The following is a 17,430-nucleotide window of genomic DNA, read 5'->3' as shown; positions in this document are numbered from 1 at the left end:
ATGTTATAGTCCCAGCACCATTTTGGCGATAATGTTGCGCTGTATTTCATTCGATCCGCCATAAATGGTGGTCTTGCGCGTGTTGAAGTAAGTTGGCGCGGCGCGGTGTGCATAATCAGGGCCGATGGGATGGGCATTGTCGCCTTCACCAAATCCCCGGAAATAAGGCGCGCCATAATGGCCAACCGCTTCCAGCGCGAGCTCGGTGATCCGCTGCTGTATTTCCGACCCTTTAATTTTCAGGAGGCTGGATTCGGGCCCCGGCCCTTTGCCCGCTGCTTCGCCCGCCAGCGAGCGTAGTTCGGTAAATTCGAGCGCCGTGAGGTCAATCTCCAGCTCCGACACTTTGCGTTTGAAAAAGGGATTTTGCAGCAAGGGCCGGTCGCCGTCCACTTCGCTGCGCGCGATCGACTTGATCTTCTCCACGCCGCGCTTTGAACGGGCGACACCCGCAATCCCCGTGCGTTCATGTGCAAGCAGAAATTTGGCGCAGGTCCAGCCTTTATTTTCCTCATAAACCCGGTTTGATACGGGAACGCGGACATCCTCCAGCCAAACTTCATTCACTTCATGCTCGCCGCCCAACGTGATGATGGGGCGCACGGTGACGCCGGGCGACTTCATATCAATTAGCAGAAAGGAAATAGACTCCTGCGCCTTTGCTTCCTTATCGGTTTTGACGAGGAAGAAACCCCAATCGGCATGCTGCGCCATGGTGGTCCATGTTTTTTGCCCGTTGACAATATAATCATCGCCGTCGCGAACCGCCGTGGTGCGCAGCGATGCAAGGTCGCTGCCCGCGCCTGGTTCGGAATAACCCTGACACCACCAATCCTCGCCCGATAATATCCGGGGTAGGAATTGCGCTTTCTGCTCCGGCGTGCCGAAGGTATAAATCACGGGACCGACCATATTGATGCCAAAGGGCATGATCGCTACGCAATCAGCCGCAGCGATCTCTTCTGAAAAGATGAAGCGCTGTGTCGGAGTCCAGCCGGGGCCGCCATATTCCACCGGCCATGCGGGCGCGACCCAACCTTTTTTCGCCAATATACGGTGCCAAGTGAGGAAATTCTCCTTCGACATTTCCTCTCCTTCTTCTTGCGCGGCGCGCAGCGAGTCGGGGTAATTGTCCTGAATGAAGCTGCGCACTTCTTCGCGGAAAGCAATGTTTTCGGCGCTAAATTCCATATCCATGGCGATTCTCCTCAAATTGTATCACTTGGTTATAGCGATAGTTTACGTTTACGTAAAGGGTAGGTTTTTTCCCTAACCCCGTGAAAAAATATCCGCATCGATTTTTGCTCCATCTTTTGTCGCTAGACAGTGTATGTGGACGATAGACGGCGCCGATAGGCGGTAATCGCGGACCAGTGTAACCCCATGGCCTTAAATGACGAAGGACAGCATATGACCAGATTATTGAAGCTTTCCGCGCTATCGGGGTTATGCGCTATATCGGCAATCGCGGCGCAGGCGGATGCAAAGTCAAAAGCAGAGCCAGAAAGGGCGACAGAGCGCTGGTCCTTTTTAATCACTTATGGCGATGAAAATTGCCCGCAAGCAGCCGACGACGAAATTGTTGTCTGCGCAGAGCGGCCCGAAGCCGAACGCTACCGCATACCGGCCAATGTCTATCAGAAGCCAAAATTGCCGCATACCGGCGACAGAAGCCTTGCCGCTGCGACCGAGAGCTTGGACGACGTAGCACGTCTGGCCCGCCCCAGCAGCTGTTCTGCGGTCGGCAGTAATGGCTTTACCGGATGTCAGGCAAAGGCGCTACGCGAATGGTTTGCGGAGCGCCGCGAAGATGGTGTCCGGTAGAACCCCGAACCTGTTATCGTGACTTCACATAACGGCCCGGCGCATCCTCTATGGCTTTCAGCTTGCCCTCGCCCGGAATACGCGCGCCTTCGGCTTTCACCATTTTGTCGCCATGAGTTTGCAGCCACTCTATCCAGTCCGGCCACCAGCTACCCTTAATCTCTGTCGCGCCTTCGATAAACGCTTCCAGCGTATTCACTTGTGGGTCGTTATTCAGCCAATATTGATATTTTTGCAGGACCGGCGGATTCACTACGCCCGCTATATGCCCGCTTCCGGCGAGGACAAATTTCAAAGGCCCTTTAAAATGATCGCGGATTTTCCATACACTTTTGGCAGGCGCAATATGATCTTCTCGCCCGGCCTGAATATAGCTTGGCGTTTCAACTTTGCTCAGATCAATCGGTACGCCCAGCGCCGATAAGCGGCCCGGTTCTACCAGCATATTGTCACGGTACAGATCGCATAGATAATCCTTGTGCCAGCGCGCCGGCAGGTTGGTGACATCGCCATTCCAATGCAGCAGGTCAAAGGCCGGATAATCATCGCCGAGCAGATAGTTTTTCACCACCGTTGACCAAATCAGGTCATTGCCGCGCAGCAGGTTGAAGGTCAGCGCAAGGAAACGGCCATCCAAATATCCTTCACCCGACAGCGCCTCAATCATTTTGAGCTGATGATCGTCGATGAAGCTGAGCAATTCGCCAGCCTCGCTAAAATCCACTTGCGCGGTGAAGAAGGTGGCGGACTTGACTTTCGCTGCCTCGCCTTTCGCCGCCAACACGGCAAGCGCCGCAGCAAGCGTGGTGCCGGCAACGCAATAGCCGATGGCGTGGACCGATTTTACGTCCAGCAGGTCGCGGATGGTGTCGATCGCATCAATTTCGGCGGCGATATAATCATCCCACACCACATTTTTCATGCTGCTGTCGGCTGATTTCCAGCTGGCGATGAAAACGGTAATACCCTGATCCGCGCACCATTTGATAAAGCTTTTTTCGGCGGTTAGGTCGAGTATATAGAAACGGTTGATCCAGGGCGGGAATATCACCAGCGGCGTTTTTAGGACCTTGTCGGTCGTCGGCGCATATTGAACAAGTTGATAAAGCGGCGTTTCATGCACCACTTTACCAGGCGTGGCGGCAATATTTTCGCCGAGCCGGAATGCCGCCGGGTCGGTATGCGTCATTTGTCCGCGCTGTAAATCGGCCATCATATGGGCCATACCCTTCATCAGGCTGGCACCCTTTGTCTCAATCGCTTTTTCCAATGCCATGGGATTGGTGAAGGCATTATTGGCCGGGCTCATCGCATCGACCACTTGTTTGACCGCGAAATTCAGCTTTGCCTTTTGCGCGTCGTCAATGCCGGCAACCTGCTGCGCGGCTTGGGTCATATATTCGCTCATCACGCTATAACCCTGACGCATCAGGTCAAAAACCGGATGGTCCCATTGCTCGCCCTTAAACCGGCGGTCGGCAGGGTCTACCTTGCTGCGCCCCGCCTTGGCCAGCGGTTCCAGCACTTGACCCCATGCATCCATTGCATGCTTATACCCCGTCATAGGATCGGCCCCATCGGGAAGGCCGCCGCCATCCATTTGCGCCGTAAAGGCTTTCATCACTTCAGGATCGAGGAAGGGCGGAAATTTTGGAGAGTCGGTCATAGCCCCACGAATAGCGTTAAGCGGCGCTGATGTCGAAGGGCAAAAATCACTATTTTGCGGCGCAGCATGGACATTGCCGCAAATAAGGCGCAAAGGGCGCGCTTATCCAAGGAATCATCATGGCATTTGACAATATCCCTCCGCTGCTTGGCGAGGCGCTTACCGCGCGTGAATATAGCACGCTTACCCCTGTTCAATCGGCAGTTATCGTTCCCGAAGCGGCAGGACGTGACCTCGTGGTTTCGGCGCAAACCGGATCGGGCAAGACCGTTGCTTTTGGTCTTGCCATGGCACCGCAAATTTTGGACGGCGGATTGGTCAGCCTGGCCGGGCTTCCGGCTGCGCTGATTATCGCGCCGACCCGCGAATTGGCGCTACAGGTCGCACGCGAACTTAGCTGGCTCTATGCCGGAGCGCAGGTGCGTATAGCCACCTGCGTCGGCGGTATGGATGCCAGTAAAGAACGCCGGAACCTAAAAAACGGGGCGCAGATTGTTGTCGGCACGCCGGGCCGTTTGCGCGACCATTTGGAACGCGGCGCGCTCGATCTGTCGGAACTGAAAGTCGCTATTCTGGATGAAGCCGATGAAATGCTCGACATGGGCTTTCGTGAAGAGCTGGAAGAATTGCTGAACGCTAGCCCCAAAGAACGCCGGACATTGATGTTTTCGGCGACCATGCCGAAACAGATTGTCGCGCTCGCCAAACGCTATCAAAATGATGCGCTGCGGATCAGCACGGTGGGCGAAGATCGCGGTCACGGCGATATTGCCTATCAGGCGGTAACCGTCGCGCCGCCGGACATTGAAAATGCCGTCGTGAATTTGCTCCGCCTGCATGAAGCGGAAACCGCGATCCTATTTTGCGCGACGCGGGAAAGCGTGCGCCATTTGCACGCAAAGCTGAATAATCGCGGATTTAACGCCGTGGCCCTGTCGGGTGAGCATAGCCAACAGGAACGCAATGCCGCGCTGCAATCGCTGCGTAACAAACGCGCCCGCATTTGTGTTGCCACCGATGTCGCGGCGCGGGGCATTGACTTGCCCACCGTGACGCTGGTTATCCATGTCGAAATTCCCCGCGATGCCGAAGCATTGCAGCATCGTTCCGGCCGGACCGGACGGGCAGGTAAAAAGGGCACGGCGGTTCTGGTTGTTCCCTATCAACGGCGCAAGCGGGTCGAATCCATGCTGCGCGGTGCGAAGATCAACGCCGAGTGGATGAAGGTCCCGACCGCCGAAGAAATTAAGGCGAAGGACCATGAACGGCTGCTCGAAAAGCTGCTTGCGCCAACCGATATTGACGATGGCGACCGCGTGCTGGGTGCGACCTTGCTCGAAACAATGAGCCCCGAAGATATTGCGGCAAAGCTGGTGGCGATGCACCGCGCCGAAATGCCAGTGGCCGAAGAATTGCTGGACGATGGACAACGAGCCGAACGGGCGCAGGAATCCCACCGTGATGGATTTGACGATGCCGTCTGGTTCCGGATCAATGTCGGGCGCAAGAATAACGCCGATCCCAAATGGCTGCTGCCGCTGATCTGCCGCCGGGGCGGGGTAACCAAAAATGATGTCGGCGCGATCCGTATTGCCGCCAATGAAAGCTTTGTCGGTATCGCCGCAAATAGTGCTAAAGCATTTGCCAAAGCGGCCCAAAAACCGGGCCGCGATGAAGATGCCGATGTCGAAATTGTTCCGTCCGATGGCCCGCCTCGTGATATGGCGCGAGAGAATAAGAAGCGCGGCAAATCGGGTTATCAGGGCCGAGGCGGCGGCGGAAAAGGTGGCGAATATCGCGGCGGAAAAGGCGGCGGATATCGCGGCAAAAAAGAGGGTGCTTCAGGCGAAGGCGGCAACAAGGCCCGCCCAACGCTGGGCGCCAACTTTGGCGGTGACAAACCGCAAGGCGATTTCAAGAAAGACGGCAAGCGTCCCTTTCGCAAAAAAGAAGGCGTACCTTCCAAACATGGCGTAAAGCATAAAGCGAAAGGCAACCGCCCGCGGTAATAATCTTGATCTAGGTAAGTGTTTTTGGCTAAATATGTCGAAAAATCATTGACTTAAAAGTCATAAATGATCGTGACGCGTGACAGCGTATCAGTATTTTCAAGGCCCGCTGGTGGATTGCTGTCGCGTTCCACCTGATACGAAAGCCGTGCGGTCAGAGCGCTGTTTATCTTCGCCTCAAGCGCGGTAAGCGACGTCAGGCTGCTGTTGGCCGATTCCAGATAGGCCGATGCATTTTGGCGCAATGTGATGGTGGGCGATATATTCCAAGCGAAATTGGCATTGGTGAGACCAGCCAAACTGGACTGCGATCCGCCAGCCACAAATTCGGTTTGCCGCCACGCTGGCCCGCCCTTAACATCCAGCTTCATCTTATCGGTATCAATCACCTGATAGCCCAGGCCAGCGGACACGGAATATCGCGCCGAATAGCCTTGAAACCGGTCGCGCTCATATTGGCCGAGGCCATAGCCAAAGAGCCGTTTATTGATTTTATAATTGGCCTCGAACCCGCCTGTAAATTGTTCGCGCGTGGTGGTCCCGCCGCTGCGTTGATAATCGGCCAAGGCGCTGAGTTTATACCGCCATTTAATCCCGTCCCGTTCGAGAGCCAAGCCAGCGGTCAATCCCGTATTGCTGCTATTCCCGCTTGACCGAAATGCGCCCAATTCCCCCCGGCCGGACCAATTATCAAAGAGACTCGCGTTGCGCTGCTCCTCGATCTGTGCAGCCTTTGCAGCAGCATCGGCGGCGGCAATTTTGGTTTTATAGGCCTCCGTTTTTCGGGTGATATTCGCGGCATTTTCCGGATCTGCTTGCAGCGCATATTTGGCAATCGCTTCGACGGCGGCGGTATCATCGGCCGCGATGGCGGCGTCTAGCGCCTGTTCTGCCGAAGCTTGGGCAAGCGCGGGTGACGCGGCCGAAAGGCCCGCCAATATGGCGGCTTTTGCGAAATTATTCATGGTAACCCCTTTGGTCGGTTAAGGTCGCAGGCGGGCGTTATGCGCCGCCCGCATCGATAAAGCGTTCCGCGTCCAGCGCCGCCATACAGCCTGTGCCTGCGCTCGTTATTGCCTGCCGGTAAATATGGTCCATAACATCGCCGCAGGCAAAGACGCCGGGCACGCTGGTCTCTGTCGCTTGTCCTTCTAGGCCGGAGCGGACTTTGATATAGCCGCCTGCCATGTCCAAATGGCCTTCAAACAGGCCAGTATTGGGTTTGTGGCCAATCGCAATGAATACCCCGTGCAGCTCAATATCCTCGGTCGCGCCGGGATTGGGGGAATTGTCCGTGGCCTTGATCCGCATTCCCGTGACGCCCGTGGCATCGCCCAGCACTTCATCCAGCGTATGATGCCATTTGATCGTGATCTTGCCTTCTTTTTCCTTGGCGAATAATCGGTCCTGCAAAATCTTTTCCGCGCGCAGGCTGTCGCGGCGGTGAACCAGCGTCACGTGGCTGGCGATATTGGCGAGGTAAAGCGCCTCCTCCACCGCTGTATTGCCGCCGCCAATCACTGCGACCGGTTTATTGCGGTAGAAAAAGCCGTCACATGTGGCGCAGGCCGATACGCCCTTTCCCATAAAAGCCTGTTCCGACGGCAGGCCCAGATATTGTGCGCTGGCACCGGTTGCGATAATCACCGCATCGGCGCTATATTCACCCGCGCCGCCATACAGGCGGAACGGACGCTGTCTGAAATCGACGCGCTCAATATGGTCATTTTCGATACGCGTGCCGAACCGTTCGGCATGTTTGCGCATCCGGTCCATCAGCTCGGGGCCAAGCACACCTTGATCATCGCCGGGCCAATTATCAACATCGGTGGTGGTCATCAACTGCCCGCCAATTTCAACGCCAGTCACGATCATTGGCGACAAATTGGCGCGCGCGGCATAGACAGCGGCGCTGTAACCAGCGGGGCCGGAACCGATGATGATGACGGGGGCGTGGCGATCGTGCGGCATGGTAATTCCTGTAAATGAACGAATCTGTTGGATGGTGACATAAGGACCAACAAGCCGATGTCCAAGCATCTTGTCTTTACCCGTATAAACATACAGTCAAAATAGGGGCTTGCCTTCCCCGTCAGGCGCCGATTATGTCACAGGCCAAATATATCCTACTATTGGAGCCGTTCATGCCGAAGATTACCGTTATCACCCGCACTGGCGAATCCCGCGATGTTGACGCGGATAATGACCTAAGCCTGATGGAGGTGATCCGTGACAATGGCTTTGACGAATTGCTGGCGCTATGCGGTGGATGCTGTTCCTGCGCGACTTGCCATGTCCATATCGACCCGGCCTATGCCGATAAATTGCCCGCAATGGGCGAAGATGAAAATGACCTGCTCGAAAGCACCGACCACCGCACCGCCCAATCGCGGCTATCGTGTCAGATACCGGTTACCGATGATCTCGACGGATTGATTGTCACCATCGCGCAAGAGGATTGATACCTATCCCCGAAGAGCGGTATCAAGCGCTTCTTCGGTTACCGGATAGCCATGCCGACCTTCGATACATAAATAGCGCCCATCGGGCCGTTCGTCGATAAATGTGAGGACGGTTTCGACGGGATATTCGGCGGCATGGGCGGCGGCGCGGTCAAAGCTGTCAAATTGCGCCAGCCGTTCCAAATTGCGGCGGGTGGGGAATATGATTTTTACCTTACCCTCATCCGCCAGCCGCAGCGTTTCGGCGGCGCTGGCCCAGAATAACCGTTTATTCTCGGTCGCATCAACGACTGCATTTAACTGCGCCCCGCCGGCATCAACCAGATAGAAACGCGTATCAAATACCCGCGACACGCGCTCAAACGTGGGCGGACGCCACCGCGCCCAAGGGACCAGTTTTTGAAGGTCGGGGGTCCAACCCTGCGCCGACAGAACCTCCCCCAATATCTCGCCATCATGCAGCGCGCGGCGCGCTTCATCGCAATTGGCGGGATCCTCCACACCATGCAGGCCGAGCGCCAACCCCGCCTCCTCAATCGTTTCGCGGATCACCGCCAGCCGCGCCGCCACCTCTGGCACGTCCAGCCCCAATGTCACATCGCGCGGCAATGCGGCGGCAAAGTCAAAATCCGCCTGATCCACCTTGCCGCCGGGGAAAACCGCTGCACCGCCGGCAAAAGCCATGCTTTTGACCCGCTCCATCATCAATATTTTCGGCGCACCGCCCGCCGGATCGCGGTGCATAATCACCATAGTCGCCGCAGGCACAGCAAGCGGATTTTCACTCCCGCCCCCGCGTTCAGAAACGCGCTCATTCTGATCGGATGTCATGCGCTATATCAAGCATGGATAAGCGTAAAGCGCCACCGCTAAATCACTGGCGATGGACAGAAGGGGATGATGGGTTTTTGCAACTGGAACGGGTTATTTCGAATGACGGCAAAATATTCGAAGGCATTACCAATTATTATGGTGCTGCTGAAATGCGTTTCTGTGATCTACAGAAAATTCCAAATACGGGTTCAATGTTTTTTATACGGAGCGTGGGCATAATGACACCATCTCCCCCGAACTCTTCCTGCTCGTACATTCCTAGAACGTCAAAATCATTACACCAGTTACTTCTATGTTCATCGTAACTTTCCAATATAGAATGTTCAGACATCTGACTTTCATCGAAGTTGTCAATTATCCATTGGCTCGCTAATTCATTCATCGTGAATGGTTGTTTCAATACGAACGGACGATTTTCTTGATACGCACAAAACCCAACAGCGGTATGAATATCCCATTCGGGGTTGGTCTCAAGCGACGTCTTTCCGTCGCAGAATCTCGCTATCGATAAAAGCGTCCGAGTGTCTGATGACGATATATTTGTTACTTTACTATCCTTGTAAACAGAGGCTACGCAAAACGGCGCAGAAGGAGCAACCGAATTATGCTTTTGCGTAACACACAATGAACGAGCATCGGGATTTGCACGCGAGCACATTTTCTGCCAGTTGGTCCAGAGCTGGCACGTGGGGTTATCCTTATCAAAGGCCGCTAGCGCGGCATCGGCGGCGGATTGCGATTTGTAATAGATGCTGCTGCTTTGCCGTGTCCCCGCAGCCCCTGCACCGTCATCACTGCGATCAGCGGTCTTGCAGCTGGCTAGCGCGCAAACCATCATCAACGACATCATAAAATGCAACATATATTACCCCCTATATCAGCCAACCGGTCAAATATATCTTATCATAATATCCATTGGCGCAAGTATAACTAAAAATCAGTTAAGCGACACCGCCGCAAATCCGCGCAATTGCGCCACCGGGCTTTTCGTGCCATGTTTCGCCCATTGCAGGCGGGGAGAGGCGGGTATGGGGATTGTGGAATTGTTGGGCCTTGCGGCCAGTGTCAGCCTGCTGTCGGGATGGCGGCTTTATTTGACGATATTTGCAACCGGGCTTGCCATGCGTTTTGACATTGTGCCGCTGCCGGAAAATCTTGTCATGTTGGAGGCGCTGGGCAATCCGTGGGTGATCGGGATTGCAGCATTGGGCGCGCTGGCCGAATTTTTCGCTGACAAGGTAATGTGGCTCGATAGCATATGGGATGGGCTGCATACCATCATCCGGCCGCTGGGCGGGGCGATGCTTGCGCTCGCGCTCGTCGACAGCGGTGATCCGGCGTGGCAGGTTATCATCTTCCTATTGGGCGGCGGCGCGGCCTTTGCCAGCCATGCGACGAAGGCGTCGGCGCGGGCGGTGGTGAACACATCACCCGAACCGGTCAGCAACATCATGCTGTCCACGGGCGAGGATGTCGCGGCGGGCGGGTTGTTATTCCTGATCTTTGCCAATCCGGTCGCGGCGGCGGTGATCGCGGTCATCTTGCTGCTGCTTACGATATGGCTGCTGAGCTGGGCCTACCGCAAATATCGCAAATTTTTTCCGAAAAAACAGGCTTAGGGTCAGGCAGGCTATCCGCCGAGCATCCATAGCGGCGAAACCGGGACCAATGGGGGGCATTTACGCGCCGCCAATTGTTCGCGCAGCTGATCCGCCATGGGGGAGAGATTGAAATTCTCGACCACCATCAGCGGGATTGGCATTGATGAATAGCCGATAGTTAGACCGCTTTTCTCGTCAATGAAGCTCACCTCAATTTTCTCTGCTTCGCGAATGGCGTTTGACAGCGATTCCAAATAATCGATCGTCTGATCTCCATTTTTACCGGGTAAGGGCGTGAATTTCGGATTGAAAAACGCCGTTCGCAGCGGATTTTCGCCATATTGTTTCTGCAATTTCCCGGGCATTTGGAACACCCTTCCGCTGCCATCCGAATTTTGTGTTTTGAACAGCATTTTGACGGGCCGTTCTTCATTGGGAAGTTCGGGGGTTTTAACCTGCAGCGCGGCAATGATATTTTCAACGAGCGGCGGTTGGTAATATTCTGAGGACGCACCATAGCCTGCATCAAAATATTCAATGACGAAGCGGAATATTGGGCTGGCACTGCCCAGCGACGGGTCCACTGGCCGAGAGAAATTCATTCGCCCGCTGGTACGCAGCAGCTTGCTATTTTTGTCGCCAATGGCTGACGCGCTCATCATCATTTGCATTTGGGCCGGATCCGCGATGCCAAGCTCTTGCCCGCTGAATGTCTTCTGTGCGGTGCAAGCCATTGCTTCGTTTGAAGCGCCCTGCGCCCATACCGGGGCACCGCCATAAGTAGAGGCGATGGCAACCCCGATCAGCGCAGAAGCGGTTTTAACAACACGCATGTGATTTGAAAGAGAAGCGCGCCATCCGGACGCAGTGGCAGCGATGCGGGCCGGGCGCGCGCGGACAAAACATTTGGACATAAATTTCCCATCTATACGAATAGATTTAGTTTTGACCCACTTGGGCAGATGACAGGAAAAAATATGCCTTGTAAAGCCTGTATTTCAATTCGGTCTGCGGTGCCGCATCGCCGGTCTGAGTGAAAATTCGCACTTGCGTATATAGAACAAAAATGGAACAATTATTCTCATGAGCCTGACCCACATCAAGGTGCGCGGTGCGCGCGAACATAATTTGCAGGGCATTGATATCGACCTGCCGCGTGACAAGCTGATCGTTATCACCGGCTTGTCGGGCAGCGGCAAATCGTCGCTCGCCTTTGACACCATCTATGCCGAGGGACAAAGGCGGTATGTGGAAAGCCTGTCGGCCTATGCGCGGCAGTTTTTGGAGATGATGCAAAAGCCGGATGTGGAACATATCGAAGGTCTATCGCCCGCCATTTCCATTGAGCAGAAAACCACGTCACGCAATCCGCGCTCCACCGTGGCGACGGTCACCGAAATTTATGATTATATGCGGTTATTATGGGCGCGGGTGGGCGTGCCTTATTCGCCCGCAACCGGCTTGCCCATCACTGCGCAGACGGTCACGCAAATGGTGGACCGAACCATGGCCTTGGCAGAAGGGACGCGGGCCTATCTGCTCGCGCCGGTGGTGCAGGGGCGCAAGGGCGAATATCGCAAAGAACTCGCGCAATGGCAAAAGGATGGATTTACCCGCGTGCGCATCGATGGCGATTTTTACCCGATTGAAGAAGCGCCAGCGCTGGATAAAAAATATAAGCATGACATTGAGGTTGTGGTCGACCGTATCGTCATCAAACCGGGCATTGAAACAAGGCTGGCCGATAGTTTCGAAACCGCGCTGAAGCTGGCCGATGGGCTGGCCTTCGTGGATTTGGCGGATGGGACGGTGGCAGAAGCGATGGCTCAGTCCCTCTCCCCTTCAGGGGAGCAGTTACGAGAGGGGGAGCCGACTGTCCGCGAGGTTAGGGCTGAGTTTCAAATACAGCCCCCCATCCCAAACCTCCGCCCTGAAGGGGAGAGGGCTCTAGCAAACATCACCAGTGGGTCGATGAAGGGCACTGGCCTGCCGCCCAATCGCATTGTGTTTAGTGAAAAATTTGCCTGTCCCGTATCGGGTTTTACCATCGCCGAAATCGCGCCCCGGCTATTCTCGTTCAACGCGCCGCAAGGGGCTTGCCCCGATTGCGATGGCCTTGGCGAACGGTTGGAATTTGATGAACAGCTGGTGGTACCCAATGAGGCTTTGACTTTGAAGCAAGGCGCGGTCGTGCCATGGGCCAAATCCAACCCGCCGAGCCCTTATTATATGCAGGTATTATCCAGCCTCGCGCGGGCGTATGATTTCAGCCTGGAGACTCCTTGGAATCAATTGGAGCCCGATCAGCGGATGATCATCCTGCACGGCACAAATGGGATGCCGGTGCAGCTGACTTTCAAGGATGGGCGTAAAGAATATACGGTGACCAAAGCCTTTGAAGGCGTGGTCGGCAATCTCCACCGCCGTCTGCTGCAAACCGACAGTGCGTGGATGCGCGAAGAGCTCGGCAAATTTCAAACATCGCAGCCTTGTGAAACCTGTCATGGGGCGCGGCTGCGGCCTGAGGCGCTCTGCGTCAAAATTGCGGGCGCCGATATTGCCACGCCGACCCGGATGAGCGTGAGCGACGCCTTGGTCTGGTTTGCCGAAGTAGACCAAAGCCTGACCAAGCAGCAGAGTCAGATTGCCAAAGCGATATTGAAGGAAATCAACGAAAGGCTGGGCTTCCTGAACAATGTCGGGCTCGATTATTTGAACCTTGACCGTACATCCGGCACATTATCAGGCGGAGAAAGCCAGCGTATCCGCCTTGCCAGTCAAATTGGCTCCGGCCTGTCCGGTGTGCTTTACGTGCTCGATGAACCGAGCATCGGCCTGCATCAAAAAGACAATGACCGCCTGCTCGCTACGTTGCGGCGGCTGCGCGATTTGGGCAATACGGTGATCGTTGTCGAGCATGATGAAGATGCGATCCGCACCGCAGATTGGGTGGTCGATCTTGGTCCGGGTGCGGGCGTGCATGGCGGGCGCGTGATGGCCGAAGGGCCGCTGAAAAAAATCATAAAGGCAAAAGGGTCGCTGACCGCCGATTATCTCAACGGCACGCGGGAAATCGCGGTGCCCAAAAAACGGCGCAAGGGCAATGGCAAGAAGTTAACCGTGCACGGGGCGCGGGCCAATAATTTGCGCGATGTCACCGCATCGATTCCGCTCGGCACCTTCACCTGCATCACTGGTGTTTCGGGATCTGGCAAATCCAGCTTCACTATCGACACGCTTTATGCCGCCGCCGCTCGGTCATTGAATGGTGCCCGCGTGATCGCCGGTCCGCATGACAAAATTACCGGCTTACAACATTGCGACAAGGTGATCGATATTGATCAAAGCCCGATTGGCCGGACACCGCGCAGCAACCCCGCCACTTACACCGGAGCCTTTACCAATATCCGCGATTGGTTCGCGGGCCTGCCCGAAAGCGAGGCAAGGGGATATAAGCCCGGGCGCTTCAGTTTCAATGTAAAGGGCGGGCGCTGCGAAAAATGTAGCGGTGATGGCCTGATCAAGATTGAAATGCATTTCCTGCCCGATGTCTATGTCACCTGTGAGGAGTGCAATGGACGGCGTTACAACCGCGAGACATTGGAGGTGAAGTGGAAAGGCCTGTCGATCGCCGATGTCCTGGACATGACAATAGAGGATGCAGTCGAAACATTTAAGGCCGTGCCGCCGATCCGGGATAAAATGGCGATGCTGGCCGAAGTGGGTCTGGGCTATATCAAGGTGGGGCAGCAGGCCACCACCCTGTCGGGCGGGGAGGCGCAGCGGGTAAAGCTCGCCAAGGAGCTGAGCAAACGTTCCACCGGGCAAACGCTCTATATCCTTGATGAACCGACGACCGGCTTGCATTTTGAAGATGTGCGAAAATTGCTCGAAGTGCTCCACCGGCTCGTCGAACAGGGTAATAGCGTGGTGGTGATCGAACATAATCTCGACGTCATAAAAACCGCCGACTGGGTCATCGACCTCGGCCCCGAAGGCGGTGTAAAAGGCGGAGAGATCGTGGCGCAAGGCACACCGGAACAAGTGGCAAAAGTTGCGGCCAGTTACACGGGTGGGTATTTGAAACCGATGCTCGGCCGTTAGGAATAAAAGCTGATAAGCCAACTGGTTGATCGGCAGGAGTATCGGTTTTAGGGTCAGGACCTATTCAATCCGTCTTGGAGTTTTGAGACCATTTTGCGGGCCCAAGTGGGCCGCAAAGTCATGTGCCAAAATAGGTCAACCGACCCGTGCACGAGGCGCGACGAGCCGTAATCGCTTCGCCGCATTGTTCATAAGCTATTCATATGATAGGATGCAGTTTATCGATAGTATAAAACGGCTGGTCGCAAATGTGGGGGCTCACGATAGCGAAGGAGAAGTCGATGTATATGAATATAAAGGATTTCCGGGGTTCGGCGCAACAGCGGACATTTATCCCGCTTTATTACGCCGAATCGGTCAATCATTGTCCGTCCTGCACCCGGACCCATTGGCATATTGGACGGACAACGGCGGAATGCGCCTTTTGCGAAACCGCACTGCCGTTGGCGTCCTCGTCACAGCAGCCCGCCGAACCGTTATTCTGGTTCCGGGGCAGCGAGACGTTGGCCTCTGCCTAAATCGAACGGCTCAGATATTGGCGGCAGCATGAAAGCGGCCACCGGCGGACCAATCATCGCGCAAACCGCGCATATCAACCGGCGGTGATAGGCGCACCGCCATTGACCCGCAACGTGCCGTGACCCAGCCCCCGGGTGTTAATTACCGATACCGCCGGATGCAGCTTCCTCCATGATGGGTGGTGCGTCGCCCGGACCTTTGGACGCAACCGGAAATCCGCGCCGTTTCAGCAAGGCATTCACGTCGGGATCGCGGCCACGAAATTCGCGGTAAGCCTCAATCCGGTCGGTTTCGCCGCCCGTGGATAGCAATATCTTGCGGAATTTATCGGCTATTTCCTTATTCCACACATCACCCGATTCTTCGAACGCCGCCCAAGTGTCGGCATCCATCGTTTCCGACCACAAATAGCTATAATAGCCTGCAGAATAAGCGTCGGAGGAGAAGAGGTGATTAAATTGCGGCAACCGGTGCCGCATCACCATTTCCTTTGGCATCCCAATTTGCGCCAGCGTGGCTTTTTCAAATGCCGCCGGGTCTGCCACTGGGTCGGTCCGGTTATGCAGTTTCATGTCCAATATCGCGCTGGACAGATATTCCACCGTGGCAAAACCTTCGTTAAAGCTGCTGCTCTTTTCTATCTTTTCTACCAGCTCTTTGGGAATGGGTTCGCCGGTTTTATAATGCTTGGCATAGGTGTTCAGGATATACGGGGTCAGCAGCCAATTTTCATTCACTTGGCTTGGATATTCCACGAAATCGCGCGGCGTTCCGGCCAGACCAGGCCATGTGATATCATAATTCAGATAATGCAGCGCATGGCCAAATTCGTGGAACAGCGTCGAGGCATCATCAATGCTGATCAATGTCGGTTCACCGCCCGCACCCTTCACAAAATTATTGTTATTCGACGCCAGTACAATGTTATTCTCACCGCCCAGCTTATGCTGATCGCGGTAAGTGGTCATCCACGCGCCCGACCGTTTGCCCGGCCGCGCAAAATTGTCGAGATAAAACAGGCCGACAATCTGCCCATTGCGGGTCACTTCAAATGTGCGGATATCGGGGTGGAAGACAGGAACAGTGCCTGTGTTTTCCATAAATTTAAAATCATATAACCGGCCCGCCGCATCAAACATGGCGGCCATCATATTATCAAGTTGGAAATAAGGTTTAATCTCATTCTGGTCGAGATCATATTTAGCCTTCCGCACTTTTTCGGCGTAAAAACGGTAGTCCCATGGCTCGATGGTAATTCCGTCGGCATCCGCTATGGCTTGCATATCGGCGACCTCTTCACCCACGCGGGCAACAGCGGCCGGCCACACTTTCATCATCAAATCCATCGCGCGTTCCGGGTCTTTCGCCATCGTATTGGCCATCCGGTAATGGGCATGAGTTTCAAAGCCCAGTAATTCCGCACGCTCCTGCCGCAATTTCAATATTTGTGCGATGACTTCATTCGTATCATTGCCATCGCCATTATCGCCGCGCTTAGTGAAGGCGGTCCACACTTTCTGCCGCAAGGCGCGGTTGGTGCTATTTTCCAAAAAAGGTTGAACGGCGCTGCGCGTGTTGGCCACGGCCCAGCCTTTTTTGCCCTTATCCTTCGCCGCATCGGCAATCGAGGCAATGTAACTATCCGGAAGCCCCGCCAGATCAGCCTCATTTTCGATCAAAATATAGGTTTCTTCGTCGGCCAATACTTTCGATGAAAAAGTCGAAAAGCTTTTCGCAAGCTCAGATTCGATTGCAATCGCCCGTTTCTGCTGTTCGGCATTGAGCAACGCACCATCGCGAACAAGGTTATCGTAGGTTTGCGTCAAAAGACGCATCTGCTTCGCATCAAGCCCCAGCTTATCGCGTTGTTGATACAGATATTGGATCCGCTGAAAATAGCGAGCGTCCAAGGTCAGTTCGGTGAAAAACTGGCTCAGCTTTGGGCCATATTCTGCTTCATATTGACGGATTTGATCATTCGACAAATTGGAGGTGTGCACGCCCCAAACCGGAAACAGGCGGCTCAATTCTTTACCAGCCAGTTCCGTCGCGGTGATAGTATTTTCAAAGGTGATTGGTTCGGGATTGTTTAATATGCGCTCATATTCGGCTTTCGTCACCTTCATACCGGCTTCAAAAGCGGCGGGAAAATCCGTTGGCTTCACCTTATCCCATGCCGGCACACCATCATAGGGACCCTGCCATTTTTGTAGCAGCATAGGCACTGTTTTGGGCGCGGGTGCAGCCTGAGCAATTTCAACCATTGGCGTCGCAATCATCGGCAAGGCGGTTAACGCCAATATCATCTTCATTTTTCGCACGACCTATCATTCCTCTCTTAAATATCATGGACAATAGATAGGTTGCGCTGACCAAAAAGACCAGCATCTAGCCAAATTTTATATACTAGC

The 17,430-nt window shown here is 54.7% G+C and carries 14 protein-coding genes; 6 read left to right on the top strand and 8 right to left on the bottom strand.

Annotated elements, in window-relative coordinates:
- Positions 1–3 precede the first annotated feature (3 nt).
- Complete coding sequence (locus ACFOWX_RS01735; RefSeq protein ID WP_381420723.1) at positions 4–1,197, bottom strand: acyl-CoA dehydrogenase family protein; 1,194 nt, start codon at positions 1,195–1,197, stop codon at positions 4–6.
- Between the two features lie 213 nt (positions 1,198–1,410).
- Here ACFOWX_RS01735 and ACFOWX_RS01730 point away from each other — a divergent pair, with 213 nt between their 5' ends.
- Positions 1,411–1,824: a hypothetical protein gene (locus tag ACFOWX_RS01730; RefSeq protein ID WP_381420722.1), complete on the top strand. Its 414-nt coding sequence runs from the start codon at positions 1,411–1,413 to the stop codon at positions 1,822–1,824.
- Between the two features lie 13 nt (positions 1,825–1,837).
- Here ACFOWX_RS01730 and ACFOWX_RS01725 read toward each other — a convergent pair whose 3' ends face one another.
- Positions 1,838–3,490 (bottom strand): PHA/PHB synthase family protein, encoded by a 1,653-nt coding sequence (locus ACFOWX_RS01725; protein WP_381420721.1) that lies wholly within the window; start codon positions 3,488–3,490, stop codon positions 1,838–1,840.
- A gap of 119 nt (positions 3,491–3,609) precedes the next feature.
- Here ACFOWX_RS01725 and ACFOWX_RS01720 point away from each other — a divergent pair, with 119 nt between their 5' ends.
- Entirely contained in the window at positions 3,610–5,499 is a 1,890-nt protein-coding gene (locus ACFOWX_RS01720) for a DEAD/DEAH box helicase (protein ID WP_381420720.1), read from the top strand.
- A gap of 53 nt (positions 5,500–5,552) precedes the next feature.
- Here ACFOWX_RS01720 and ACFOWX_RS01715 read toward each other — a convergent pair whose 3' ends face one another.
- On the bottom strand, positions 5,553–6,464 hold the full coding sequence (locus tag ACFOWX_RS01715) for a DUF481 domain-containing protein (protein WP_381420719.1): 912 nt from the start codon (positions 6,462–6,464) through the stop codon (positions 5,553–5,555).
- A gap of 37 nt (positions 6,465–6,501) precedes the next feature.
- A complete protein-coding gene (gene trxB / locus ACFOWX_RS01710) occupies positions 6,502–7,470 on the bottom strand; it encodes a thioredoxin-disulfide reductase (RefSeq protein WP_381420718.1) in 969 nt (322 codons plus the stop codon).
- Positions 7,471–7,643: 173 nt separating this feature from the next.
- Here trxB and ACFOWX_RS01705 point away from each other — a divergent pair, with 173 nt between their 5' ends.
- Positions 7,644–7,961: a 2Fe-2S iron-sulfur cluster-binding protein gene (locus tag ACFOWX_RS01705; protein ID WP_381421061.1), complete on the top strand. Its 318-nt coding sequence runs from the start codon at positions 7,644–7,646 to the stop codon at positions 7,959–7,961.
- Positions 7,962–7,964: 3 nt separating this feature from the next.
- On the opposite strand, the gene ACFOWX_RS01700 is transcribed toward ACFOWX_RS01705, so the two are convergent.
- Positions 7,965–8,792 (bottom strand): NUDIX hydrolase, encoded by an 828-nt coding sequence (locus ACFOWX_RS01700; protein ID WP_381420717.1) that lies wholly within the window; start codon positions 8,790–8,792, stop codon positions 7,965–7,967.
- Positions 8,793–8,928: 136 nt separating this feature from the next.
- A complete protein-coding gene (locus ACFOWX_RS01695) occupies positions 8,929–9,657 on the bottom strand; it encodes a hypothetical protein (protein ID WP_381420716.1) in 729 nt (242 codons plus the stop codon).
- A 166-nt stretch (positions 9,658–9,823) separates the two neighbouring features.
- Between ACFOWX_RS01695 and ACFOWX_RS01690 the strand changes: the two genes are divergently transcribed.
- A complete protein-coding gene (locus ACFOWX_RS01690; protein WP_381420715.1) occupies positions 9,824–10,414 on the top strand; it encodes a DUF4126 domain-containing protein in 591 nt (196 codons plus the stop codon).
- An 11-nt stretch (positions 10,415–10,425) separates the two neighbouring features.
- Here ACFOWX_RS01690 and ACFOWX_RS01685 read toward each other — a convergent pair whose 3' ends face one another.
- Entirely contained in the window at positions 10,426–11,229 is an 804-nt protein-coding gene (locus ACFOWX_RS01685) for a hypothetical protein (RefSeq protein ID WP_381420714.1), read from the bottom strand.
- A 250-nt stretch (positions 11,230–11,479) separates the two neighbouring features.
- Between ACFOWX_RS01685 and uvrA the strand changes: the two genes are divergently transcribed.
- Both uvrA and ACFOWX_RS01675 read left to right on the top strand, forming a co-directional pair.
- Positions 11,480–14,500 (top strand): excinuclease ABC subunit UvrA, encoded by a 3,021-nt coding sequence (uvrA, locus tag ACFOWX_RS01680; protein ID WP_381420713.1) that lies wholly within the window; start codon positions 11,480–11,482, stop codon positions 14,498–14,500.
- 281 nt (positions 14,501–14,781) lie between these two features.
- Positions 14,782–15,018, top strand: a complete 237-nt coding sequence (locus ACFOWX_RS01675) for a hypothetical protein (protein ID WP_381420712.1) — start codon at positions 14,782–14,784, stop codon at positions 15,016–15,018.
- A gap of 138 nt (positions 15,019–15,156) precedes the next feature.
- Here the strand turns inward: ACFOWX_RS01675 and ACFOWX_RS01670 are convergent, their stop codons facing one another.
- Positions 15,157–17,331 carry a M3 family metallopeptidase gene (locus ACFOWX_RS01670; protein WP_381421059.1) on the bottom strand — a complete coding sequence of 725 codons (2,175 nt, stop codon included), beginning with the start codon at positions 17,329–17,331 and terminating at the stop codon, positions 15,157–15,159.
- Positions 17,332–17,430: the final 99 nt, after the last annotated feature.

This window comes from Sphingorhabdus arenilitoris, assembly GCF_042651485.1.
Classification (GTDB): domain Bacteria; phylum Pseudomonadota; class Alphaproteobacteria; order Sphingomonadales; family Sphingomonadaceae; genus Sphingorhabdus_B; species Sphingorhabdus_B arenilitoris.
This window is presented reverse-complemented; position numbering and strand designations above follow the sequence as displayed.

What these genes read in the sequence shown, in the direction of transcription:
- ACFOWX_RS01735 (WP_381420723.1), bottom strand. Translation starts at nt 1,197, where the DNA reads ATGGATATGGAATTTAGCGCCGAAAACATTGCTTTCCGCGAAGAAGTG.
- ACFOWX_RS01730 (WP_381420722.1), top strand. Translation starts at nt 1,411, where the DNA reads ATGACCAGATTATTGAAGCTTTCCGCGCTATCGGGGTTATGCGCTATA.
- ACFOWX_RS01725 (WP_381420721.1), bottom strand. Translation starts at nt 3,490, where the DNA reads ATGACCGACTCTCCAAAATTTCCGCCCTTCCTCGATCCTGAAGTGATG.
- ACFOWX_RS01720 (WP_381420720.1), top strand. Translation starts at nt 3,610, where the DNA reads ATGGCATTTGACAATATCCCTCCGCTGCTTGGCGAGGCGCTTACCGCG.
- ACFOWX_RS01715 (WP_381420719.1), bottom strand. Translation starts at nt 6,464, where the DNA reads ATGAATAATTTCGCAAAAGCCGCCATATTGGCGGGCCTTTCGGCCGCG.
- trxB (WP_381420718.1), bottom strand. Translation starts at nt 7,470, where the DNA reads ATGCCGCACGATCGCCACGCCCCCGTCATCATCATCGGTTCCGGCCCC.
- ACFOWX_RS01705 (WP_381421061.1), top strand. Translation starts at nt 7,644, where the DNA reads ATGCCGAAGATTACCGTTATCACCCGCACTGGCGAATCCCGCGATGTT.
- ACFOWX_RS01700 (WP_381420717.1), bottom strand. Translation starts at nt 8,792, where the DNA reads ATGACATCCGATCAGAATGAGCGCGTTTCTGAACGCGGGGGCGGGAGT.
- ACFOWX_RS01695 (WP_381420716.1), bottom strand. Translation starts at nt 9,657, where the DNA reads ATGTTGCATTTTATGATGTCGTTGATGATGGTTTGCGCGCTAGCCAGC.
- ACFOWX_RS01690 (WP_381420715.1), top strand. Translation starts at nt 9,824, where the DNA reads ATGGGGATTGTGGAATTGTTGGGCCTTGCGGCCAGTGTCAGCCTGCTG.
- ACFOWX_RS01685 (WP_381420714.1), bottom strand. Translation starts at nt 11,229, where the DNA reads ATGCGTGTTGTTAAAACCGCTTCTGCGCTGATCGGGGTTGCCATCGCC.
- uvrA (WP_381420713.1), top strand. Translation starts at nt 11,480, where the DNA reads ATGAGCCTGACCCACATCAAGGTGCGCGGTGCGCGCGAACATAATTTG.
- ACFOWX_RS01675 (WP_381420712.1), top strand. Translation starts at nt 14,782, where the DNA reads ATGTATATGAATATAAAGGATTTCCGGGGTTCGGCGCAACAGCGGACA.
- ACFOWX_RS01670 (WP_381421059.1), bottom strand. Translation starts at nt 17,331, where the DNA reads ATGAAGATGATATTGGCGTTAACCGCCTTGCCGATGATTGCGACGCCA.